This is a genomic window from Allobosea sp. TAF32, assembly GCF_052113585.1.
Lineage (GTDB): Bacteria > Pseudomonadota > Alphaproteobacteria > Rhizobiales > Beijerinckiaceae > Allobosea.
On record NZ_JBFRDM010000013.1, the window covers coordinates 168601 to 190731 of the forward strand.

Annotated in this window: 21 protein-coding genes; 8 read left to right on the top strand and 13 right to left on the bottom strand. The window is 62.7% G+C overall.

Features of this window, described 5'->3' with window-relative positions:
• Window positions 1-7 precede the first annotated feature (7 nt).
• On the bottom strand, window positions 8-400 hold the full coding sequence (locus tag AB4Z16_RS25785) for a hypothetical protein (protein ID WP_441514165.1): 393 nt from the start codon (window positions 398-400) through the stop codon (window positions 8-10).
• Between the two features lie 202 nt (window positions 401-602).
• On the opposite strand from AB4Z16_RS25785, the gene AB4Z16_RS25790 reads away from it, so the two are divergent.
• On the top strand, window positions 603-1151 hold the full coding sequence (locus AB4Z16_RS25790) for a DNA-3-methyladenine glycosylase (protein WP_441514166.1): 549 nt from the start codon (window positions 603-605) through the stop codon (window positions 1149-1151).
• Between the two features lie 269 nt (window positions 1152-1420).
• Window positions 1421-1606, top strand: a complete 186-nt coding sequence (locus AB4Z16_RS25795; RefSeq protein ID WP_441514167.1) for a hypothetical protein — start codon at window positions 1421-1423, stop codon at window positions 1604-1606.
• A gap of 63 nt (window positions 1607-1669) precedes the next feature.
• Here the strand turns inward: AB4Z16_RS25795 and AB4Z16_RS25800 are convergent, their stop codons facing one another.
• The 4 genes from AB4Z16_RS25800 to AB4Z16_RS25815 form a co-directional block, all read right to left on the bottom strand.
• Window positions 1670-1876 carry a hypothetical protein gene (locus AB4Z16_RS25800; protein WP_441514168.1) on the bottom strand — a complete coding sequence of 69 codons (207 nt, stop codon included), beginning with the start codon at window positions 1874-1876 and terminating at the stop codon, window positions 1670-1672.
• Window positions 1877-2050: 174 nt separating this feature from the next.
• The gene (locus tag AB4Z16_RS25805; RefSeq protein ID WP_441514169.1) at window positions 2051-3337 is read right to left on the bottom strand and encodes a phospholipase D-like domain-containing protein; all 1287 of its coding nucleotides are present in this window, start codon (window positions 3335-3337) and stop codon (window positions 2051-2053) included.
• A gap of 23 nt (window positions 3338-3360) precedes the next feature.
• Window positions 3361-4965 (bottom strand): OpgD/OpgG family glucan biosynthesis protein, encoded by a 1605-nt coding sequence (locus AB4Z16_RS25810; protein ID WP_441514170.1) that lies wholly within the window; start codon window positions 4963-4965, stop codon window positions 3361-3363.
• 252 nt (window positions 4966-5217) lie between these two features.
• Window positions 5218-7296, bottom strand: coding sequence for a transglycosylase domain-containing protein (locus tag AB4Z16_RS25815; protein ID WP_441514171.1), 2079 nt, complete (start codon window positions 7294-7296; stop codon window positions 5218-5220).
• A 377-nt stretch (window positions 7297-7673) separates the two neighbouring features.
• Here AB4Z16_RS25815 and AB4Z16_RS25820 point away from each other — a divergent pair, with 377 nt between their 5' ends.
• On the top strand, window positions 7674-7829 hold the full coding sequence (locus tag AB4Z16_RS25820; RefSeq protein ID WP_441514172.1) for a hypothetical protein: 156 nt from the start codon (window positions 7674-7676) through the stop codon (window positions 7827-7829).
• Window positions 7830-7934: 105 nt separating this feature from the next.
• Here AB4Z16_RS25820 and AB4Z16_RS25825 read toward each other — a convergent pair whose 3' ends face one another.
• A complete protein-coding gene (locus AB4Z16_RS25825) occupies window positions 7935-8354 on the bottom strand; it encodes a DUF1236 domain-containing protein (RefSeq protein WP_441514173.1) in 420 nt (139 codons plus the stop codon).
• Window positions 8355-8440: 86 nt separating this feature from the next.
• Window positions 8441-8692, bottom strand: coding sequence for a hypothetical protein (locus AB4Z16_RS25830; RefSeq protein ID WP_441514174.1), 252 nt, complete (start codon window positions 8690-8692; stop codon window positions 8441-8443).
• An 813-nt stretch (window positions 8693-9505) separates the two neighbouring features.
• Between AB4Z16_RS25830 and AB4Z16_RS25835 the strand changes: the two genes are divergently transcribed.
• The 5 genes from AB4Z16_RS25835 (at window position 9506) to AB4Z16_RS25855 (ending at window position 15176) form a co-directional block, all read left to right on the top strand.
• A complete protein-coding gene (locus tag AB4Z16_RS25835; protein ID WP_441514175.1) occupies window positions 9506-9727 on the top strand; it encodes a type 2 periplasmic-binding domain-containing protein in 222 nt (73 codons plus the stop codon).
• A gap of 170 nt (window positions 9728-9897) precedes the next feature.
• Window positions 9898-11238 (top strand): HlyD family secretion protein, encoded by a 1341-nt coding sequence (locus tag AB4Z16_RS25840; protein ID WP_441514176.1) that lies wholly within the window; start codon window positions 9898-9900, stop codon window positions 11236-11238.
• The gene (locus AB4Z16_RS25845; protein ID WP_441514177.1) at window positions 11235-12470 is read left to right on the top strand and encodes a hypothetical protein; all 1236 of its coding nucleotides are present in this window, start codon (window positions 11235-11237) and stop codon (window positions 12468-12470) included. The genes AB4Z16_RS25840 and AB4Z16_RS25845 overlap by 4 nt, the downstream gene beginning before the upstream one ends.
• A gap of 1 nt (window position 12471) precedes the next feature.
• Window positions 12472-14481, top strand: coding sequence for a glycosyltransferase family 2 protein (locus AB4Z16_RS25850; protein WP_441514178.1), 2010 nt, complete (start codon window positions 12472-12474; stop codon window positions 14479-14481).
• A 401-nt stretch (window positions 14482-14882) separates the two neighbouring features.
• A complete protein-coding gene (locus AB4Z16_RS25855; RefSeq protein WP_441514179.1) occupies window positions 14883-15176 on the top strand; it encodes a hypothetical protein in 294 nt (97 codons plus the stop codon).
• Between the two features lie 69 nt (window positions 15177-15245).
• Here the strand turns inward: AB4Z16_RS25855 and paoC are convergent, their stop codons facing one another.
• The 6 genes from paoC to AB4Z16_RS25885 form a co-directional block, all read right to left on the bottom strand.
• Complete coding sequence (gene paoC / locus AB4Z16_RS25860) at window positions 15246-17453, bottom strand: aldehyde oxidoreductase molybdenum-binding subunit PaoC (RefSeq protein WP_441514180.1); 2208 nt, start codon at window positions 17451-17453, stop codon at window positions 15246-15248.
• Window positions 17454-17456: 3 nt separating this feature from the next.
• Window positions 17457-18404 (bottom strand): FAD binding domain-containing protein, encoded by a 948-nt coding sequence (locus tag AB4Z16_RS25865; RefSeq protein WP_441514181.1) that lies wholly within the window; start codon window positions 18402-18404, stop codon window positions 17457-17459.
• Entirely contained in the window at window positions 18401-19051 is a 651-nt protein-coding gene (gene paoA / locus AB4Z16_RS25870) for an aldehyde dehydrogenase iron-sulfur subunit PaoA (RefSeq protein ID WP_441514182.1), read from the bottom strand. Before paoA ends, AB4Z16_RS25865 begins: the two co-directional genes overlap by 4 nt.
• Window positions 19052-19496: 445 nt before the next feature.
• The gene (locus tag AB4Z16_RS25875) at window positions 19497-19760 is read right to left on the bottom strand and encodes a DUF763 domain-containing protein (RefSeq protein ID WP_441514183.1); all 264 of its coding nucleotides are present in this window, start codon (window positions 19758-19760) and stop codon (window positions 19497-19499) included.
• A 479-nt stretch (window positions 19761-20239) separates the two neighbouring features.
• Complete coding sequence (locus tag AB4Z16_RS25880; RefSeq protein ID WP_441514213.1) at window positions 20240-20329, bottom strand: DUF1236 domain-containing protein; 90 nt, start codon at window positions 20327-20329, stop codon at window positions 20240-20242.
• 18 nt (window positions 20330-20347) lie between these two features.
• The gene (locus AB4Z16_RS25885) at window positions 20348-21904 is read right to left on the bottom strand and encodes an ISL3 family transposase (RefSeq protein WP_441514214.1); all 1557 of its coding nucleotides are present in this window, start codon (window positions 21902-21904) and stop codon (window positions 20348-20350) included.
• Between the last annotated feature and the right edge of the window lie 227 nt (window positions 21905-22131).

The following is a 22131-nucleotide window of genomic DNA, read 5'->3' on the forward strand; positions in this document are numbered from 1 at the left end:
GGGGCGCTTAAATCACCCCCTCGATAAGCCAGAGATTTTGTGCCTCATTGGCTTCAATGTACCAATTTTCAGGAGCGAGCTTGAGAACTTGCTCCATCGTCACGGACGATCCCGCGACGAGATTCTGGAGCCCCTCGTTCTGAATCGGGATCGAATGCTTGATCTCGTTCAGTTTGGCATTGAGGTTAGCGATGCAAGCGGTCAACGGCCCGTCGATGATTACATTGGGCTGCAACTTTCGCTCGTGGATCATAAGCCGCGTGCCGCGGGTCAGATAGCGGTTTGAGCGAGCGAAGAAGTTCATGAAGGTCGCGCCGGCCGAATAGATCGCGGCCTTGCCGAGGAAGACGAAGCGCCGGTTCGGCTCCTGTTCGCTATGAAAACGGGAGTCCTCTCCCATCCTTGCTGTGTGCTCGGAAATTGACGAGCGCCTGATCGTCGACGAGTGGAAAAGAGGCTATGCGCATTCGCGGTGCGTCAATCCGGACTGGCCACCATATGGCTGAAGAAGTGCAATCTGAGCTGGCTGCAGTGCTGCACGAGTTTTTCGAAGCTGAACAGTGACGCTTCGCTTTACCACAATTCGAGAAAAGCTGAGAAGCTTGACCGAGCTGAAGGCTTTGAACGCGCTGGAGCTTGCTCCGCGCCTGATTGGCGTCGCGCTCCTTGTTGATCGGATAGGAGGGATAATCGTCGAAACAGAGGCCTATCTCGCCGACGATCCTGCATCGCACAGCTTCCGCGGTCCGACACTGCGGAATGCGGCGATGTTCGGGCCTTCCTGGCACGCGTATGTCTATCGATCCTATGGGCTTCACTGGTGTTTGAATATCGTCGCTGAAGGCGCGGGCGCGGTCTTGATCAGGGCCATCGAGCCAACAGTCGGGCTGGTTGAAATGCGGGCGCGTCGCGGTGCCACGGTCAACCTATGTAATGGACCGGGACGGTTGGCCCAGGCGCTCGGGATAACAAGCGCTCATGATGGGCTAAGTTTGGAGCGCCACCCGTTCTCGATCGTTGACCGATCATATGCTCCCGAGATCGTCTGCAGCACACGCGTTGGAATTTCGAAAGCTGCCGAGCGGCCCTGGCGATATGGCCTAGCAGGTTCACGTTTCCTGAGTCGGGCATTTCCCAAGGCGGTAAAATAAGCGCCGCCGCGGAGCAGTTTCGCAGTGTGAGATGGGACATGCGGATTGCGGCCTACTACGCGTTCTTCATCCCACCGTATGTGACGAATTCGGAGGAATTCGCACCTGTCTGGGTAGCCGGTAGGGCGACCGGCTACCCACTCTAAAGTGTCCCGGCGAAACAATGAGCCCGCCGCGGCCAAACGCTGGGCCTCTGCCTTCCATGTTTCCGAAGGATCGGTTCTCGCATAGAGGATGTGGAACCGACCCGCAGGTGCCTGGATCGTGAGATGGGCGTCCGCTTGACGCGCGAGCGAGAGCCCGTAGCCGAACGCCGAGGCGTCTTCGTCCCGCCCTTCCTGCGCGATCGTCACCGGTACATTCTTCACGCCACCGATCATGACCGCCTCCCACGCCTCATCGGCATCATGGGCTCGGGCGCGCTGAAAAGCGCTGCCGCGGCGGCGATGAATTGACGTTTCATGGGCGACTCCGGGTGATCGGGAGCAAACGCCGCCTTGCAACGCTATGTTCCCGGCTTAACCGTTGGTGCCGCTTCCGCCGGCGACCGTTGCGGCCTGGCTCTCTGCAGCGCGATCGAGGCATTGCGCCATCTCGGACGTGCCGAATTTGAATTTCGAACATTGAGCGGTGCCGACAGTGTAATCACGCGTCGGATGGGTGGCCTCAGGCGTGCTGTTGCAGCCGGTCAGGGCCAGGGTGAGGATGGCGAGTGCCAATCGCATCGGGTTCTCCTGTGCTGTGGACCGGCGGCATTAGGCCTTAACATGCTGCGATCAATCAACCCCTCGATCGCCAAGCCCCGATCACTCGACAAATCCTGCGCAACTTCATGGTCGAGCTTGCTCGATGCCTGAAGGGCCGGAGAATTTTCATCGCTGAGATTCTCTTGGGTGATGTCAAATCTGCAATCGTGCGAGGCTGGAAACCCAGTCCGAAATCTTTTCGCTGGCCGTTCGGCTTTGCCAATCCGCAAAGGTGTAGGGCTTCGAGACCGCAGCATCCTTGTCGAACAAGGCTGTCTGGGCGCCGGCGAATTGCTGATCGAAGAGATTGATGTTGGCTTCGTCGTTAAGGCGCAAGGCGCGGTCGTCGATATTCGTCGAGCCGACCGAGGTCCAGATGTCGTCGATGATCACCAACTTGCAGTGGAAGAAGGTCGGCTGGTACTCGCTGATCCTCACGCCGGCCTGAAGCAAATCGCCCCACAAGTGCCGCGATGCCTTCCGGACGATGCGTGCATCGGTCCGCGGCCCGGGCACGATGATCCGTATGTCGACGCCGCGCTTGCGGGCCTCGAGAAGCTGCTGGCGGGTCAGTTCGTCGGGCACGAAATAGGGCGTCGCGATGCGGATGCTCTTCTGCGCAGCGGCGATCGCGGTCATCAGCATGAGATGCATAACATTGCGCTGATGGGTCGAGCTGACGACCACCTGCGCGGCATGGTCACCGGCCGGGGCGATCTCCGGGAAGAAGCGGTCGCCAAGCAGCAGTTCGCCCGTCGCCTCGATCCAGTGCTCGGCGAAAGCTGACTGAAATTCCGCCGCGGCCGGTCCCTCGACCCGATAATGGTTGTCGCGCCACTCGTTAGGCGTGCGAGCATCGCCGATCCATTCATCCGCGATGCCGACGCCGCCGGTAAAGCCCACGCGCCCGTCGACGATCAGCAGCTTCCGATGTGTGCGGTTATTGACCCGGTCGATCGTGTACCAGGTGACCGGGCGGAAGCGCACGACTTCGACCCCCGAAGCCTGCATCCGCTCGATAAGTTGCTCGTCCATCGGCAGACTGCCGATCCAGTCGAGCAGCACTTTCACGCTCAGACCCTCCCGGGCCTTCGCCGAAAGCGCATCGGCGAACTCCTCGGCTATGGCGCCTCGCCAGTAGATATAGGTCTCGAAGCTGATCGTCTGCCGCGCCCCGCGGATGGCGCGCAGCATCGCCGGAAAGATCTGATTGCCGTTGGCGAGCGTCTCGATCCTGTTCCCGGGAATGAAATTTGACCCGAACAGGGCGCCCATCGACGTCCTAAGCTGGCGATCCGACGAGGCAAGATGATGCGGAATCGGCTGCTTGAGTTCGTGCGGCTCGGGCAGCAGGTTGCCGATCAGGAGGCACCCCAGGACTCCCGTGGTTGCCGAGAGGAGAGCGATCAGGAGAGGATGTCTTCGGAGCTTCATGGGCATGCGGGACTGCAGTGAGAGAGGCGTCACTTGCGCGCTGACTCATCCTTCGAAGGCGCTGGCTTTGCGGAATCGCCGGTCGGCACAGACCATGTTGCCGTCCAGGTCTCGCTCAAGGTGCGATTGCGTGACTTCAGGAACATGCGAAGCTCGGCCGATTGGCCGTCGGGTAGTGTCGCATCGACGATGGCGCGCACGCCTTTAAGCGGCGCATGGAAGGCCAGGATCTTGGACGTGATCGTACCGGCCGTCGTGGTGGCGACCAACTCCACGCGGTCAGGCTGGCTTTGGTAATAGGCGAGGTCGCCCCCGGCGAAATCGACTATGAAGCGTTTCGTTCCGCTGCCCTCGGCGACGCCATCCTCGATATCCGAGCCGTTGAAGGTGTGCTGTGCCTGTGCATAGGGGTGCAGGTGCCAGGTCGTCGATACCGCCGATATGCGGTAGCGGAACTCGCTGGCCTGTCCGCTTGGCAGGGGCGTGTGGGGCGTCCAGCAGGCGACGATGTTGTCGAATGCTTCGTTCACGGTCGGGATCTCGATCAAGTCGATCCGGCCTTCGCCCCAATCGCCCTGGGGCTGGACCCAATAGCCGGGCCGCGCATCGTAGCGCGCTTCAAGGTCCTGATAGCTGCCGAAGTCGCGGTCCCGCTGCATAAGGCCGAAGCCGCGCGGGTTCTTGTCGCCGAAGCTCGATATGCGAAGCGCCTTCGGGTTGCGGATCGGGCGCCAGATCCATTCTCCATTGCCGGACACCATCATCAGCCCGTCGGAATCATGAATTTCGGGGCGGAAATCGGTCCGCTGGCCAAGATCGCCTTCGCCGGCCTGGAACATCGACGTCAGCGGCGCGATGCCGATCCGCTCGATTTCCCGGCGCGGGATGATCGTCGCGGTGACGTCCATATAGGTTTCGCGGCCCGGGCTGACGACATAGCGATAGGCTCCCGCGACGGACGGGGAATCGAGCAGGGCGTAAATGACGAGCTCGGTCGTCTCGCGCGATGGCTCCTCCACCCAGAGCGCGCGCATGAAAGGGAATTCCTCGGGGCCGTTGCCTCCGACATCCAAGGCCAGCGAGCGCGCCGAAAGCCCGTAGCGGTGGCCCCGCCCGATCAACCGGAAATAGCTAGCGCCCAGGAAGGAGATGACCTCGTCCTGCACCTTGGGGTCGTTCAGGTTGGTGGTCACGGCGAAACCCGCGAAACCCAGCGCCGGCGAGAGCCCCTTGGGAATGGGGACCTTGCCGTATTCGAACAGGCCGGTCGTGAACGGGATCGGGATCGCGTTGCCGTGGTTGATGATGTGAACCTGGACCGGCTTGTTGTGCAGAAAGCCGAGATGGAACGGCAGGAGACGGAAATCCGATCCGCCGTCGCGCCAGAAGGCCTTGTCGCGCCGAAACCGGATTTCCCGATAGCTGTCATAGGTCAGCCTCGACAGTTCGTCCGGGATCTTGGCGCTTTCGGCATCGAAGGGCTGTTTAGCCAGCGCCGTCGCGCGCTCCACGACGTCGCCGTAGCCGAAGCTCTTTGCAGGCCCCGCCGGCGCCTGCGCCCATACGGAGCGGTGCGCCAGCAGGCCCGCGCTGGAGAGCAGAGCGAGAAGCGCGCGGCGAGACGGTGCGGACAAGGCTGAATCCCCCGGAATGGCGGCCGGCCGCGATAGGCAAGCGACCTTAGAACACCACCAAGCTGCGCCGGTTCCCGCGCAACTCGCTGCCGAGGCCTCATCACGGAAAACGCGCCCCGCCATCTCCAAGCGTAGCGAGGCCGCTTTGGTGAACGTCCAGGGACACGGTCTGGGCCTCAGAGCTGGCTCATGGATGATCTAGACGCGGCCCGGGAAAACAATGAGCTTGGCTCTGGGCTGGATGACTGAGCCTCAGAGCCCGAACAGCCTCTCGAAGAAGTTCTTCTGGCGCTTGGCGCGCTGCCGCGGTTGGCCCCGGCCGCTTTCGCCGGCATTGGCGTAGCGCGGATCCTGTCCGGCACCGGCCACGCCCGCCAGGGTGACCGGCTTCTGGTCCTTGAGGGCGATCTTCATGAAATTGTGCCAGATGTCGGTCGGCAGGTTGCCGCCAGATACGCCCTTGGTGGGCGTGCTGTCGTCGTTGCCCAACCAGACGCCGGCAACCAGATTGCCGGTATAACCCACGAACCACGCGTCCTTGTAGTCGTTGGTGGTGCCGGTCTTCCCAGCCATCGGCCAGCCCGGCATCCGCGCCCTTTGGGCCGTGCCGATGACGAAAATGTTATGCATCATCTCGTTCATCATGGCATCAGTGCTTGGATCGATGATTTGCTCCAGATCGCCAGAAGCCGGGCGGCTGAAGACGAGTTTGCCATCCGCGGTCTTCACCTCGGTGATCACGTAGGGCACAGCCGCGAAGCCCCCGTTGGCGAAGGTGGCATAGGCGCCGACGAGCTCGAGCGGCGTGACTTCGGAGGTGCCGAGCGCGATCGAGGGGGCGGCCTGGAGCGGCGAGGTGATGCCGAGGCGGTGCGCCGTTTGGACGACCGCCTTGGGACCGACCTCCATATTGAGCTTTACCGCCACCGTGTTGAGGGAAAGCGCGAGAGCCTTGCGTAAGGTTATTGGCCCCCGATAGCCCCGGTCATAATTTTCCGGCTTCCAGCCATTGATGCTGACCGGTGAATCCGAGCGCACGGTGTCGGGGCGCAGCCCTCGTTCAAGGGCCGTCAGATAGACAAAAGGCTTGAAGGACGAGCCCGGCTGGCGGCGGGCGGAGGTTGCCCGATTGAATTGGCTCGCCTCGTAGTCGCGGCCACCCACGAGCGCTGTCACGGCCCCGTCCGGCCGCATCGCCACGAAGGCGCCCTGGCTCACATTGAACTTTTGGCCCTTGGCGTTGAGCTCGTCGACCAGCACCCGCTCGGCCGCCGCCTGCAGGGATGGCTCGAGAGTGGTCGAGACCACGACGTCGGTGTCGATGGTGCCGACGACGTCGTCGATCACATCCATCACGTAGTCAGCTGCATAATTGGCGGAGCCGGCTCCTTTTGGACGCATGAGCTCGGCCGGTGCACCAAGGGCCGTCAGGGCCATGTTGGGCGTGATGAAGCCGAGCTCCTTCATCGCCGCGATCACGCGTTCGGCGCGGGCCTGAGCGGCCTCGCGGTTGCGGCTGGGGGCCAGGCGCGACGGCGACTGGACGAGGCCAGCCAGCAGGACGGCTTCCGACAACGACACGTTGCGGGCCGACTTGCCGAAGTAGCGCTGGGCCGCGGCCTCGACACCATAGGCACCGGCCCCGAAATAGACCCGGTTGAGATAGAGTTCGAGAATCTGGTCCTTGCTGTAGCTACGCTCCAGCCAGAGCGACAGGATCGCTTCCTGGATCTTGCGCGAGACCGTGCGCTCCTGGGTCAGGAACAGGTTTTTCGCGAGCTGTTGGGTCAGCGTCGAGCCGCCCTGGAGGCCGCCGTCATGGGTCAGGTTGCGGTGGGCTGCACGGAGGAGGCCCATCAGGTCGATGCCCCAATGATCGTAGAAGCGCCGGTCCTCGATCGCGACAAAAGCCTTGGGCAGGGAGGGCGGCAGCTCTCCGAGGGAGACCTCGCGGCCGCCCGTCTCGCCGCGATTGGCCAGAAACGAGCCGTCATGCGCCAGGATGGCGATGTTCGGGGGCCTTTTCGGCACCGTGAGCTGACTGAGCGGAGGCAGCTGCAAGGCGTAGTAGGCGACGACGCCGCAAAGGCCGATGAGGCCAGCCGGGCAGAGCGCCAGCCCGGCATATGCCAACCTCCTCAGGAACGAGCCGGCACCCGCAGGCCGGGCCGTCCCGGGTTGGCGAGACGCGTCATCGCTGGTTTCAGAGGCCGGCCCGTGAGCCGAGGCACCGCCCTTGCGATCCTCGGTGGCGGGGCGAGAAGCCAGCTCCTGCGCTGACGTCGCCAGCGCGTCGACAGCCGGCTCGCGCCGGTCACCTTCGTTCGCCACCTGTGGTCAGCCCCCCATTCCGTGCAGCCGGTGCAATCGGGCGCTTCTGGCATCGGCTCTTGGCACAACTAAGACCAGGGGCGGACATGCATGCATGTCACGCTGGAGATCCGGAGGGCGACGGCGCTTCATCCTCGAAAGGGGGGCTGCCGGCTCATCCGCGCGGCGTCAATGCGCGCCGCCAGCGGTCATTTCCAAAAGCGGCATGGAGATAACTGCAGTCACATAAAGGCGCCATGGCCCAGGCAATGTCTATGTCATTTGATGGAATGACGACCAGCGATTACCCGTCTCGCGGACCATCGTTCACCGGAGCGTCAATGTCTGCAACGGGTCGGTCGCCGGCTTTCGGAAGCGGCCGCTAAGAGGCGCCCGACATGCAGAAGCCGGCCCAACGGCCGGCTTCGCTGATGACGATGATGAGTCACTTCGTCGCGACGGCTGGCGTCTTCACATTCACATCGATGCGTTTTCCACCGCCGAAGCCGCCGCTGAAGAAAAAGAAGCCGATGCCGATAACAAGTAACCAATGATAATGCCTAGAAGGTCGGTGGCTCCCGATCCGGATCCATCTGCCAGGATTGCCCCTTGAAAATGGATTCGAAAAAGGAGGCCGAGATATTCGGCCCCCGATCGTATCAATTGATAATCTGGACAATCTTGCGGGTTTTCGGCTCGACCAGGACGGTCTTTCCGTTGACCACGGTGTAGCGGTACTCGCGGGCACCGTATTCAGCCGGAACCTCGCGATAGACCACGCCTTCCTCCGGCAGCGCTACTCCAACGGCGACCTCCTCCTTGTAGCTGTAGGAGGGAACGCGTTGTTCGGTCACGTACGTGCGGAACTTCGGCGTGGCGGCGTCACCGATGATGGCACCAGCGGTGGCGCCGACCACGCCACCCACGGCGGCGCCGACCGGGCCACCCACAATGGCTCCGCCAACGGCGCCGGTGGCGCCGCCCGAAACCGCACCGCCGGCGGCGCCGGAGTTGGACTGGGCGAGAGCGAGCGTCGGAGCGATGGCAAGAACGGAGACGATGGCAAGACGCTTGAACATTAGAATCTCCATAAAGAAGAGAGTGTCACCGCGCTCACAACAGGTTGGAACGCTATTAGTTCCAATAAGTACTTACGAGGCAGCACTCAGCGGGGAAGCGGGTAAACAACGCGGACCTTGCGCTCGGCGCGCACGGGTTGGGCATCCGCGTCAGCCGTCATTGCTTCGGCTTGCGGAGCCACCACCACATCCGCCGGTGCTCTGGATTTACTGAGCCGCTCGCCCAATTCTAGCCCTGCCACCGGCGTGAGCGCTTTGTTGTCGATGTGGGTCGCCTGCGCCGCGCCAATGCTGGCTCCTAGTGCCGTCAGGCTGATGATGAATGATTTCGCGATCATGGTCGTCCGAAGGTTGGATGAGACAGCGCTCACAAAACCAACTTTTCTTCGAACGGTTCCAAAAAGCAGGGAACCGCAGCAGGTGGTGCGGCCTGCATAATCATGTGGCTTAGCTCGTCACCGACGAGCCGGCCGCGACGGAGACCGCGCGAATGAAGAAAGCCGTTTGGCTCAAGATCGAGTTAATAGCGGAGTAGCCTTCCGTGCCTGGACGGACGGCAAGCTGCGGCATGCCTCGTTCAAGGGCCTGCGAGAGATGCGGATAAGGCGTCGGTCTACAGCTGGTCTAACGCCGGCGTCAGCTATGGGTCGAGAGTCGACGCCCGGCAGCACCTAAGATCAGAGCGCCAGTTCCTGCCGAACGCCAACGGCAATTGGCGCAACTCGTCCGCAGCGGGCTGGAAGCCGACGGAGGGTCCACTTTATGTCGACGTCTCGGATCAGTCAGATACGCCCGGTTCGATGAGGTCCCAGATGTTGCCATAGAGATCCTCGAACTTGGCGACCGTCCCATATGGCTCTCGTCTTGGTGGCTCCGCCGGAAGCCTCCGATCGCGACCAATGGGCGATCGCCGGATCGTTGGCGTCATCAGGGCCTATAACCGCAACATTCTCCCCCGGAGAAGGCGCCCAAGGCCTGTGCCGACCTGCTCAACCGGGAACTCAAGCCGCAAGCTCGCATCCAGGATTCGGCGGCAGGCACGAGCTTCAACCAGATGTACCTGCTGGAGAAGCGGCTCGGCGCCGACTTCATGCGGCGCTGGGGCCAGCAGGAGCCCTTCATCGTCTCCACCGCGGGCCCAGCTTATCGACATGTTGGTGCGCGGTGAGGCGCTGGTCGGCGCCACCGTCGACCACTTCCGCGCCTTCGACCCCGATGCGGTAAAGGCGGGGATCGTCTGGGTTTATCCCAGCGAAGGCATGCCGCTCGCCACCGCCCCGGTCGCGATCTTCAAGGACGCGCCCAATCGGAACGCGGCGCGGCTGGCGTCCGCCGCTCAGCTGCTGGCCAGGCTCAAAGAAGCCGTCCAATAGCCCCTGTTACGCCTTCAACAGCCCCCATTGCTGCATTGCAATAAAATCTTCGAACATCGCTGCGATCTTCCTGTTGCTGGCCTGACGCGAATGTCCGGAGAGGAAACGACGCTCGCAAACAGCGCCTTGCGAGAGAGGTCCCATTCACCCTTCCAGCGAAGGAATTGACGATGCCTCACTCCACCAAAGCGGGGCTCGACCCCAAGGGCCGTGCCCACTCGCGCTTCATCAAAGTGAGTGCATACTTTGTCGCAACGGTACTCGCCGGTTTGCTTTTGACAGCAACGCTCCCGCCGCTGGTGGCGGATCAATCTGACCGGGCTATCCTGAATGCGCCTGTGACGCTGCTCACATCTCCGATTGCGGGCGAAGTCGCAGCGATGAACGTCGCTCCCGGCGCTCGGATGGCCGAAGATGCTGCGGTGGCGGAAATTTGGAACAAGCGCGTCGATCGCTCCACGCTCATAAGCCTTCAGGGAAAGGCTGAAGAATTCCAGCGGGCCCTCATCACCGCCAGGGCGCGGAAAGAGGCGGACCGCGGCTATATCGAAACGCTCGAGAGAGAGATCTCTGCGCAAAAGGCCCAGCTGATCACGCAGCTGACGGATCAGAATGCGGGTTTGGCCGGCCTCCTCAGTGCAGCGAGAGCCGGAGTGATCGAGAAGGGCGCGCTGCGCGACCGCCAGCAAAGTCTCGTCGCTCAAAACACCGCCAGTCCTTACATGCTAAAGCCAACGACCCAGCAGCTATCGGCAGCTCAAGGATCGCTTGACGCAGCCGCTGCAAAGCTCGCAGCCGGCCAGAGCCAGTTGGAGGCTGTCAGGAACGACATCTTCGTCGGCGACAACCTCGTGGGCCTGGCGACTCTCGCCCAGAAGCGGAGGGACATCGCTTTCCATCTCCAGAATCAGACGATCGAGGAGGCCCAGGCGGAGGCCGGCCTTGAGGTCCAACTGGCTGCGGTCGACGCCGAGAAGGCCCGCCTGGATTCGCTGACCGAGGCCCGTCTGACCGCGACGAAGGGCGGAGAGATTCTGTCCATCGAGGCTGCGGTCGGCCGCCACGTCAACGCCGGCGACTCGCTTGCTACAATGGTCGACTGCCGCGACCTCTTCGCCGTTGCGATCTTTTCGTATCGCCAGGCTACAGCTCTCTCCGTCGGCACTCGGGTTCTCGTGTCCGGCGAGGATAGGAACGGCCCGCGCGAGGGGATCGTCCAGGACATTGTCCCGAAGTCGAATGATAGGAGTGACGCGCAATACGCCTTGCCTTTCCCGCAGACCGAGCGCCGGGAAATGTATGTGCTGGTCAAGTTCGCCGACGAGGCCGACCGGCCCGCGGGGGCTTGCCCGGTCGGGAAATGGGTCACCGTCACCCGGGCGGATGGCTGGGTGCCTTCGGCCTCGGTCGTCTGGCACCAGGCTTCCACTGTGATGGGGCGTGCCGTTTCGGCGCTATGGAGTGCGGACGCAGCGGGGGCTCATGAACCTGCCAAGCGAAGCATGCGATGATGTTGGCGCAAGCACGTGCTCTTTCAACCGCAGCGATGCTGTTGATGAGCGCAACGGTCGCCATGGCCCAACCGCTCTGCGAACCGATTACACGGCACATCGACCGAACAGCGGCAGGAGATGTCGTCTCGCCGCTCTTCCTGCCCAGCTACGAACGCGGCGAAGGCGAGACGGCACTGCCACCACCGATCGCTCGATCGGCGTTTTCGTACGACAACGCGCTGGCCATCGTCGCCTTAGTGTCATGTGGCGAGTTTGGTGCCGCCCAACGGATTGGTGATGCGTTTCTGTCAGCGATGACGAGCGACCGGACATTCAAGGATGGGCGCATTCGCAACGCCTATCGAGCGGGTATCGTCAAGTCCGGGCCTCAGCTCCTTCCCGGTTGGTGGGACGATCATCAGCTGATCTGGGCGGAAGACGCTTACCAGGACGGCAGCCAAACCGGCAATGTGGCGTGGGTCGGTCTCTCTCTGCTCGCTTTGGCGGAGGCGACAGGCGAACAGCGCTACCGCGACGCCGCCCAGCGGCTCAGCAGTTGGATCGCCGACAACGCCGTGGATAGGCACGAGGCCAACGGCGTGACCGGAGGTCTTGCCGGCTTTGATGCCGCGCAGACGCCGATCCCATGGAAATCCACCGAGCACAATGTGGATGCTTTCGCGCTTGGCAGCTGGATCGCGCGCGACAGTGCCGAGCCCGCTGCCCGGAAACTCGTCAAGGTTACCCGGCCGTTTCTCGACGCGATGTTCGATCCTGCTTCAGGCAGTTTTCGAATGGGCACCTTGCCGGATGGACGGCTGCAGCCGACGCATGTCTACGCGCTGGATGCGCTGATCTGGCCGCTACTGGCGGTCGCCGACCCGCCTGCCGATTGGCGCCGCTCACTGGCCCTCGCCGAGACCCACCTCGCTGTGGCGGGTGGCTACGATTTCAACGGCGATCAGGACGGCTTGTGGACGGAAGGAACCGCTCAAGCGGCTCTGGTCGAACGCCGCGCAGGCAATCGTCCGGAGGCCGATCGCCTGCTCGCGGTGATCGAACGTTTCCGAGCGCCTTCCGGCCTGCTCTACGCGACTGATCGAGCGCGGATTTCAACCGGCCTCGCGATCGGCGACACGAGTAAGGAAGCCGATTTCTTCTATTTTCATCGCCCGCATCTCGGAGCAACGGCTTGGGCCATCCTCGCGCGGACCGGCCTCAATCCCTTCACCGGGAAGAAGGTGGATTAGCATGTTTCCGCAACCTCAGGATCTCAGCACCGTTCTCGCCTTCGACATGGGGATATTCGTGACCCTGCTCCTGCTGTCGCGGCTGTTGTCACGCGAGAGCGCAATGGGGCGGGCGCTTTTCGGCGCCTGCGCCGCAGCAATCATCATCTGCTACGCAGCTTGGCGTTGGCAGGAAACGCTCCCGCCGTTCGAGTGGAGTATCGGCAGCCTCTGGACACATGTGTTCTTCGGCTTCGAGGCTGTCGCTATCACCTACACCCTTTTGTCGATCATCATTCTCCTGCGCTGGCGCGACCGTTCCGGCGATGCGGATCTCTGCGAGAGCATTCTCGCGGACCGAAATTGCTGGCCCAAGGTCGATGTTTTCATCTGCACCTACAACGAGCCGCTCGACGTGCTGGAAAAATCCATCATTCCGGCATTGGCCATCGACTATCCCAACTTTGCTGTCTGGGTTCTCGACGACACCCGGCGCGCCTGGCTGAAGGAGTATTGCGAGAAGGTCGGCGCCCGCTACATCACGCGCGCCGACAACAAGGGCGCCAAGGCCGGCAATCTCAACAACGCGCTGGGTCACACGGCCTCAGAGACCAACGCTCCGCTAATCCTCGTGCTGGACGCCGATTTCGCGCCGAAACGCAATATTCTGCGCCGGATGGTCGGCCTTTTCGGCAATCCCAGAACAGGCATCGTTCAGACCCCGCAGTTCTTCTACAATGCCGATCCGATCCAGCATAACCTCATGGCGGCGGATAGTTGGGTCGACGACCAGCGCATCTTCTTCGATGTATTTCAGCCGGCCAAGGACGCATGGGGCGCCGCCTTCTGCGTCGGAACCTCTTTCGTCGTTCGCCGGGACCTCCTGAACGAAATCGGGGGATTCCCGGACAGCGCGATCTGCGAGGATATCAATCTCACATATACACTGATGCGTCGTGGCTACGAGACGCATTGGCTCAACGAGCTGCTGAGCATCGGCCTCTCCGCTGAGGGGCTTCCTGAATATATCACACAGCGAACGCGATGGTGCCTTGGCACGATGCAGGTTGCGCTGCTTCCGGACGGGCCGCTTCGCGGCCGCGGCTATTCGTTCGTGCAGCGCTTGCACTACGTCCACGGCATCCTAAACTGGCTCTGCAAGCCGTTCCTGGTCCTGATGCTGATCGCGCCCTCACTATACTGGCTTTTCGGCCTACCGGCCTATTATGCGGACTATCTGGGCTTTCTGCGTTATGGCCTCCCGGCGCTGCTGGCTCTCTGGATCCATGGCGGCTGGATCTCGGCGCGAAGGACACTGCCTCTGTTCATGGAGGTGACACACCTGTTGCCGGCGCCAGCGGTCACGCTGACGCTGTTATCGGCGCTCATCCGCCCCTTCGGCCGCCCGTTCAAGGTTACGGATAAAGGTGGAGACCGGTCCTCGTCCCAGCTGCGTTTCAAGATGGCGCTGACCTTCGGCTCGATCAGCCTGCTCTCGGCCGGGGGCATCGTTTGGTACCTGATCTCGCCGGAAGCCTCATCGGAAGTCTCTTCGCTCGACCTGTTCAATCTGCTCTGGGCCAGCGTAGCGATGACGATGACATTCGTCGCCTTTGTCGTCTGTTTCGAGCGGCCGCGGCGGGAGGAGCGTTTCGACGTGAACGAAAGCGCGGTCGTTCTCGCCGACGACAATCTTCCCTGGAATTGCCGTCTGACCGACTTGTCGTTAAATTCAGCGGCGTTTGACCTGGCTAACGCCGCCAAAATATGCGCGTCCAGGGCGATGACGATCCTGATCGCCGATGTCGGTTTCGTGAGCGCAAAGGTCGAGGCTGTATCGGATCAAGCCGCAATCATCTCGTTCGAATTGCCCGATGCAGAACGCATAAGAATGCTGATCAAGCTCTTCTCCGTCTCAAGCCGTCACCGCATTGCGGATCGGGCAAGCTTCGGTGGCGCCTTTACAGCGTTGTTCAGGCGGTCCTTTGGAATGGGAGCGCCTCTCCGTTCCAGGCAGCGCGCTCAAGCGTGATTCCATCATATGGCTGAGTGGGGAGCACCCGTGCTGCTTGCGGTGGTGGCGGAAGCTTATGCCATGCGACTCCTTCTAGGGATTATGAGTCACCGGCCCCCTCCAGCGCGCAATGTCTGCTTCCTGGAGGGGTGCCAACTTCCGCTACTGGCGCTGAACGAAAGCGGCAGTTGGCTGTCGCTCTGCGCTGGTAAGTCCGCTTTCGGGCAAGAGCCAAGGTTCGGTTCTGGCGCAATTGAGCCCCGAGTGCTGAACCCGGACATTCTGTCGTTCGTCACGAACTGAAGCCGCCGCGGGTGCAGTTCGACGAGAGGATGACCAAATGAGCGGGCTTGACGGCAAGACGGCAGTCATAACGGGCGGCGCGACCGGGATCGGCTTTGCATCGGCCAAGCGTTGCGGTGCTGAAATGGCTGTCGCTGGTCCTCTTGGCATATGTCGCAACACTGTTCGTCGTAAAGGTCGACTGGCTGGCCCTCGCCAGGAGCATCGTGCTGCCGAGGCTTTCCTTCGATGCGGACTATTTGTCGATCGTCGTCGAGACGGCCGGAACCAAGAAGTTCTCATCCGCAACGCGGGTCGACATTTGCAACGGCCGCTGGACCCGCGGCGAACTGTTCCTGGCAATGAGCTTCGCTATCAGCCGATCAAATCCGAAAGCCGAAAGACGCAAACGCTTCATAGCGCCCAACTGACCTCACGCAGCATGAACGAAGCTGAACTGAGATGGTTCGGGGGAGCCGATCGACAACCCATCCACGCGTTCACGGCATCGCCGGTAGCCGATCGATGAGCTTGTCCAGCGTGATAGGATAGTCCCGCACACGCACGCCCGTGGCATTGTAGATCCCATTTGCGACCGCCGCCGCGACTCCACAGATCCCCAGCTCGGCAACGCCCTTGGCCTTCATCGGTGACGAGATCGGGTCCGCTTCGTCGACGAAGATCACCTCCTGGTGCGGAATGTCGGCATGGACGGGAACCTCGTAGCTTGCTAGGTCGTGGTTGACGAAAAAGCCGGCGCGCTTGTCGACGACCAGCTCTTCCGTGAGGGCGGCGCCGACGCCCATGGTCATCGCGCCGATCAACTGACTGCGCGCGGTCTTCGGGTTCAGGATGCGGCCGCAGGCACAGACCGCGAGCATGCGTCGAACTCGGGTCTCCCCGGTCGCGGCATCGACGCCGATCTCGACGAAATGCGCGCCGAAGGTCGATTGCTGGTACTTCTTGTCGAGATCACCATATTCGATGCCGTCCTCGGCAACGAGCCCGTCTGCGCCGGCCGCCTCGCCAAGCGACACGCTGCGATTGCCGGAGCGGACCTCACCGTCGATGAAAGCGGCTTCGGCGGAGTTGAAGCCGAGTTTCTGGGCCACCGCTTCGCGCAGCTTGAGGCAGGCGGCATAGACGCCGGCGGTCGAATTGTTGCCGCCCCATTGACCGCCCGAGCCGCAGGAGACCGGGAAGGTCGAGTCGCCGAGGTGGACTGTCACCTGCTCGATGGGCAAACCCATCATCTCGGCCGCGGTCTGGGCGATGATGGTGTAGCTGCCGGTGCCGATATCCGTCATGTCGGTCTCGACCGTCACGGTACCGCGACCGTCGAGCCGGACGCGTGCCGCCGACTTCGTCAGCAGGTTGTTGCGAAACGCGGCGGCGACGCCCATTCCGACCAGAAGTCGACCATCGCGCTGACGTCCGGGCTGCGCCTGACGCTTGCTCCAGCCGAAGCGCTCGACGCCGGTGCGCAGGCATTCCACCAAGTGGCGCTGCGAGAACGGGCGCTTCGGGTGTTCCGGATCGACCTGCGTGTCGTTGAGGATGCGGAACTCCACCGGGTCCAACCCCAGCTTCTCTGCCATTTCGTCGATCGCGATTTCCAATGCCATCATGCCCGAAGCCTCGCCCGGCGCACGCATCGCGTTTCCCTCAGGGAGGTCGAGCACGGCCAGCCGTGTCGAAGTTATGCGATCAGCCCCGGCATACAGCAGGCGCGTCTGGTTCACGGCTTCTTCAGGGCCGCCATCCGGCAGGTCGCCGGACCAGCTCTCATGGCTGATCGCGGTGATCTTGCCCTCGCGCGTCGTGCCGATCCGGATGCGCTGGATCGTCGCCGGCCGGTGCGTCGTATTGTTGGCCAAGAGCGGGCGTGTCAGGGCGACCTTAACCGGTCGTCCGGCCGCGCGGGCACCGAGGGCCGCGAGCAACACATCGGCGCGCAGGAACAACTTGCCGCCGAAGCCACCGCCGATGAACGGCGACATGACACGGACTTTGTCTCTGGCAATGCCGAGCGTCTTCGCGAGATCGCCGGCCGCCCAAGCGATCATCTGATTGGACGTCCAAACGGTGAGCTTGTCCCCGTCCCAGGCCGCGATCGATGCATGAGGCTCCATCATCGCGTGCGATTGATCGGGCGTCGTGTAGATTTCATCGAGCTGGATGGGCGCCGCGGCAAACGCACCGGAAAAATCGCCGACGGAGGTATCAGGCGGTCCGCCGAAGCCCGCTTTGGGCGTCCCGGCCGAATTCTTGACCGCCGCGAGATCGAAGGCGCCATCGGTCCGCGCATAGTCCACCTGGACGAGGCCGGCGGCGGCGCGCGCCTGTTCGAATGTCTCCGCGACGACCAGGGCAACCGCCTGGTGGTAATGTTCGATGGCGGGGCCGCCGAGCAGGGCCGCGGTGTTCCGACCGCCCTTGCCGAGCTTGACCGAATTCTCCGCCGTGACGATCGCGAGCACGCCGGGCGCGGCCTGCGCCTTCTCGAGGTCGATCGCGGCGATCCGCCCTTTCGCGATCGCTGCGCCCACGACATAGCCATAGGCTTGGTTCGGCACGACATCGTGGCGTTCATAGGCGTAGGGCGCCGTGCCGGTGGTCTTGAGCGGGCCGTCGATCCGGCTGGTCGGCTGGCCAATCACCTTGAGTTGGTCGATCGGGTTGGTGGTCGCGGGGCTATCGAACCTCATGGCTCATCCTCTCGCCTCTGAGAGAACCGCACCGAGGGTGCGCTCAATCAGCGGTAGCTTGAATGCGTTCTGCTGGGTCGGGTTAGCGCCGGCGAGAAGCTGCGCGGCGGCAGCTTTCGCGCCGCGCGGCAACGCGGCTTCCGCGACCTCGACGCGCCAAGGCTTATGCGCCACGCCGCCAAGGGCCACGCGCCCACTTCCGTCCCTTTGGACAATCGCGCCGACCGAAACCAGCGCGAAGGCATAGGAGGCGCGATCGCGAACCTTTCGATAGATCTGCTGGCCGCCGACTGGCTTCGGCAATGTCACCGCCGTGATCAGTTCTCCGGGCAAAAGGGCGGTCTCGATCTGTGGCGTGTCGCCGGGTAACCGGTAGAACTCTGCGATCGGAATGCTCCGCGTCCCGCCGTCCCCGCGCAGCGTCTCCACCGTCGCGTCGAGCGCGCGCATGGCCACGGCCATGTCGCTCGGATGGGTCGCGATGCAGGCGTCGCTGGCACCCAGGATCGCGTGATTGCGCGTGAAGCCGCCCATGGCGGAGCAGCCGCTGCCGGGCTGGCGTTTGTTGCAGGGCTGGTTGGTGTCGTAGAAATAGGGGCAGCGCGTGCGCTGGAGCAGGTTGCCTGCGGTTGTCGCCTTGTTGCGCAATTGGCCCGAGGCGCCGGCGAGAAGGGCGCGAGAGAGCAGCGGATAGTCGCGCCGCACACGCTCATCCGCCGCAAGATCGGTGTTTCTGACCAGCGCACCGATCCGCAAGCCGCCGTCTGGCGTCGCTTCGATCCTGTCGAAGTCGAGGCGGTTCACGTCAATGAGATGCGCGGGCGTTTCAATCTCGAGCTTCATGAGATCGAGCAGGTTGGTGCCGCCAGCTATGAATCTGGCGCCCTCCGTTTGGGCCGCGGCCACAGCTTCGGCTGGCGAATCTGCACGTTCGTAGGTGAAGGACCTCATGCCTTCCTCCCCGCCACCTCGCTGATGGCATCGATGATGTTGGGATAGGCAGCGCAGCGGCAGATGTTGCCGCTCATGCGCTCCCGGAGCTCCATTGCAGTCAGCTGCGGCTGCGCCATCAGATCCGCGCTGACATGGCTCGGAATTCCGGCATTGATCTCATCGACCACCGCCACGGCCGAGCAGATCTGGCCGGGGGTGCAATAACCGCATTGGTAGCCATCATGCTTCACGAAGGCGGCCTGCATCGGATGTAGCTTCTCCGGCGTGCCCAGCCCCTCAATGGTCGTCACGCGGTCACCCTCGTGCATCACCGCCAGCGTCAGGCAGGAATTGATCCGGCGACCCTCCACAATCACCGTGCAGGCGCCGCACTGGCCGTGGTCGCAGCCCTTCTTGGTCCCGGTGAGGTGGAGATGTTCGCGAAGCGCGTCGAGCAGCGAGGTGCGCACATCCAGCCTCAGCTTACGCATCTCGCCGTTGACGACCATCGACACCTCCGAAGAGAATTGGGCCGGCATTGTCGATCGTTCAGCAGGAGCAGCAGATTGAGCTTGCGCCAGCGGCGGCACACCGAGCGCTCCAGCGGCCGCTCCGGCCATGATCAGGTCCCGCCGCCTGATCGCGTGATCACTGTGGCTTTGCATGTGATGTCCCTTGCTGTCGCGGCAGCGGCTGGAACACCCCCCAGTTCGGCAGAGAACAAAAATCCTGGCGCATTGGTTCCTCCCAATCCGTCAATCGCGGATCCTGGGCGGACGCCGGAGCGTCAGAGCCTCTCTGAGAACATCAAAACCCGGAAATGCCGAGCGCTGTTGGAGCCCTCATTAGTCATTCACGAGTTTTTTCTCGCCGTTAGCGGTGTCAGCCCCCAGCCAATGACGCTGCGCGCGCCATACTGCGAATGTCGTCTCTCCCCGCTGATGAATTCTCCCAGCGTGAGCCCTGAGGCTGACCGTTCCAGTCTTCGGCTCTCTTGATCCAGCCGCRCAAACACTGCCAAGCGGTCGTCCTGTCCAAGTTTGGCTTTCTCGACGGCAGACCAATGCACGGAGATTGTCTGATGTAGACCTTGATCGGAACGGCTAAAGTCTAACGATCCTTGCAACCGTGGGCGAGGGAAAACCGCGCGGGATCGGTGAAGCGACAGGGGGCGCCGTGGATCACCTCGGCCACAATGGCAAGGGATCGAATGGTGCGCGCTTCGACGCCTAGGACAAGCAGCAGCTCGGCAAAGTCGCGCGCCGGTTCCAGAATGATCGCGTTGGGATGATCGGTACCAATGGGACTTGAGCCGGGCGTTACTTCGCTAGCGTTGCGACTTACCCGTGCTGCGCGTCCGATCGGGTAATGCATCGATAGCCTTGTCGGCGCCCTGGTCCCGGTGAAGTACGCCCTCGCGCAACACTTTCGTGGCAGCATCGGCCTTTTTCGTTGGGTCAGTTGGGATGGGCATTGTTCGGGAGTCGCCGTCGGCGCAACGTCCTTGGGCTTCTTTCCGGCGTGGCGAGAAGCGGCGGTGTACTTGGGAGCAGTCCAGCGACGAATGGCGGCGGGATGTCCGCGCCTTCGTTGACGGCTATGCATGTATGACTGCTGTAGCGGCGGTGCTGCCGAAGTCAGAGGGTGAGGGTGTTAGCCATTCCGGGTAGCCGTCCGAAGGAGCCGCCCAAAAGTCCGGCTTAAACGCCGACGTTACCACCTTTCGGCTAAATTGCACAGGCGACGCCTGCACCATCGAGGCAGTAGATTAAAACGAGCAATAAGCCCACTAGCGGTCGTTCTATTTTTGAGAGCTCTGACCCCGTGCCGGTAAGCACGGGGTCAGAGCAGACCTATTCGATAATCTGGATGATCTTGCGGGTTCTCGGCTCGACAATCACCGTCCGATCGTTGACGCGCGTGTAGCGGTGGGTCTGACGCAGTTCTGCTGACGCTTTGGGTCATTGCGCGCCGATCAGACGGGCTTGGAGAAGATCGATCTTGCCGCGGCCGTACATTTGGCGTTTGACGAGCTTGAGCCGGGTGATCTGGCCCTCGGTTTGACCGTTCGACCAGGCAGAGAGGATCGCTGCTCGCACCGCGGCCTCGTCTCGTCGGACGCCATTCGCCAATGAGGCGACCAGGCTTTGGGAAGCGCGCTCGATCCAGGAAGCCAAGGGCTCGGCCCGCCTCGCTCTGATCATGGCATGGAAGTCGGCGACAATCTCGCGAGCCTCGACCAAGGCCGGGACGCCGTTCTCGATCGCGGCGATCGTAACAGTTTCGGCCTTCGAGAGATTGTCGCGACCAGTGGTCATCAACCTCGCGATGGTCCGGGCCGATGGGACGCGAGCGAGGCTGCTTGCGTCCGTTTTTTCCGCGCGCCGTCGGCGTGTTGCCCATTCCGAGACGACTCTAAGGCTTCCTCGGAAGCCGTTCCTTCGCATTGTGCGCCAAAGGGCTGATGCATTGCGGTCGCCTGCATCCCATTGGGCATCAAGCCAGGGTAGATGCGCTTCCAGAGAACTCTGGCGAGGTCGGAAGACGTCGCTGCGCTCGCCACGGACGATCCGCCTGACGGTCTGGCGGTGATGGCCCGTGCGCCTGACGATCTGTTTGATCGGCACGCCCTCCTGCCAGAGGGCAAGGACCGCTGCGTTTGTCTCCTCGCGCCGCAAATATCCGTCATATTGCAGCTTCTCGGCTGCCGTCAGCAAAGCGGGATTGATCACGGTGGCGCCGATGGCGCCGCGGATCTGACGCATCGACTTGCGCACGGCGTCGAGGAAAGCGCGGCTGGCATTCTCCATCAGGTGCCAGCGGTCGGCAACCTGGACGGCCTGCGGCAGTGCTCGCGCCACCGCCTCTCCGTAGCCCCCGCCACGGTCACGGGCGACTGTGTGGACAGCGGACTGATGCCGGAGCCAGGCTTCCGATGTCGCCGGCTCCCGGTCAGGAAGTAGGACGACCGGCCGGCGGCGTTCGAGGTCGCAGACGATGGTGCCGTAGCGGTGATTGCGCCGCCACGCGAAGTCATCGATGCCGATCACGCGCAACGGCTCGCTCGGCACCCGGGCACGCTGCCGGACCACGCGCAGCAGCGTATCGTTGCTGACCGGCAGCATCATCCTGGCGGCAAAACTCGCTCCCGGCCGGCCGCCCAACGCGAGCCCGAGATGCTGGACGATATGATCGAGACGATCGGTCCGGCGTGCTCGCGGCGCAAGGACACTGTCACCAAAGCGCTCCGCGAAGATCTGGCGGCCGCATAGGACCGCATCGCACCTGAAGCGCCGGACGAGGATCTGGAGTTCGACGCGTCGGCCGCTGAGCGGCAGGTCTTTTGCCCGCCGGAAATACCGGCTCTGAATCCGTTGCGAGATCGCCCCACAATCAGGACATGGACCGGCGCTGACGGCCGCCCGAGCTCGGACAACAACACGATCTCCTTCGATCGCGATCTCGTCGACCATCAATCCTGAAGGAACCAGGTTGGCTGGCCGAAATCGCTGCTTCATCATGCTGATTCCTTCTGGAAACCAGCGTCAGAACAGCCCCAACCTGCAGCGAAACTGAGTCAGACCCCTCGCGCGGCTCGAGCGGTCTCTGGATCTGTCCTTGCACGCACGATTCAATCAGATCGAAATCAGATCTAGCTGCGTATGCGAATCAGGCACGTGCGTGGGTTTCGAGCACAGAGACAGAAGCCTCCCCGGTCCGATCCCGAATTTTTGCGGATAGACCT

Bases quoted from the DNA above. Each gene is read 5' to 3' on its own strand.
- AB4Z16_RS25805 (WP_441514169.1), bottom strand. From the start codon at position 3,337: ATGCCCATGAAGCTCCGAAGACATCCTCTCCTGATCGCTCTCCTCTCG.
- paoA (WP_441514182.1), bottom strand. From the start codon at position 19,051: ATGCAAAGCCACAGTGATCACGCGATCAGGCGGCGGGACCTGATCATG.
- paoC (WP_441514180.1), bottom strand. From the start codon at position 17,453: ATGAGGTTCGATAGCCCCGCGACCACCAACCCGATCGACCAACTCAAG.
- AB4Z16_RS25865 (WP_441514181.1), bottom strand. From the start codon at position 18,404: ATGAGGTCCTTCACCTACGAACGTGCAGATTCGCCAGCCGAAGCTGTG.
- AB4Z16_RS25835 (WP_441514175.1), top strand. From the start codon at position 9,506: ATGTTGGTGCGCGGTGAGGCGCTGGTCGGCGCCACCGTCGACCACTTC.
- AB4Z16_RS25785 (WP_441514165.1), bottom strand. From the start codon at position 400: ATGGGAGAGGACTCCCGTTTTCATAGCGAACAGGAGCCGAACCGGCGC.
- AB4Z16_RS25820 (WP_441514172.1), top strand. From the start codon at position 7,674: ATGCAGAAGCCGGCCCAACGGCCGGCTTCGCTGATGACGATGATGAGT.
- AB4Z16_RS25875 (WP_441514183.1), bottom strand. From the start codon at position 19,760: ATGCATTACCCGATCGGACGCGCAGCACGGGTAAGTCGCAACGCTAGC.
- AB4Z16_RS25840 (WP_441514176.1), top strand. From the start codon at position 9,898: ATGCCTCACTCCACCAAAGCGGGGCTCGACCCCAAGGGCCGTGCCCAC.
- AB4Z16_RS25825 (WP_441514173.1), bottom strand. From the start codon at position 8,354: ATGTTCAAGCGTCTTGCCATCGTCTCCGTTCTTGCCATCGCTCCGACG.
- AB4Z16_RS25850 (WP_441514178.1), top strand. From the start codon at position 12,472: ATGTTTCCGCAACCTCAGGATCTCAGCACCGTTCTCGCCTTCGACATG.
- AB4Z16_RS25830 (WP_441514174.1), bottom strand. From the start codon at position 8,692: ATGATCGCGAAATCATTCATCATCAGCCTGACGGCACTAGGAGCCAGC.
- AB4Z16_RS25845 (WP_441514177.1), top strand. From the start codon at position 11,235: ATGATGTTGGCGCAAGCACGTGCTCTTTCAACCGCAGCGATGCTGTTG.
- AB4Z16_RS25885 (WP_441514214.1), bottom strand. From the start codon at position 21,904: ATGAAGCAGCGATTTCGGCCAGCCAACCTGGTTCCTTCAGGATTGATG.
- AB4Z16_RS25795 (WP_441514167.1), top strand. From the start codon at position 1,421: ATGGGCGTCCGCTTGACGCGCGAGCGAGAGCCCGTAGCCGAACGCCGA.
- AB4Z16_RS25800 (WP_441514168.1), bottom strand. From the start codon at position 1,876: ATGCGATTGGCACTCGCCATCCTCACCCTGGCCCTGACCGGCTGCAAC.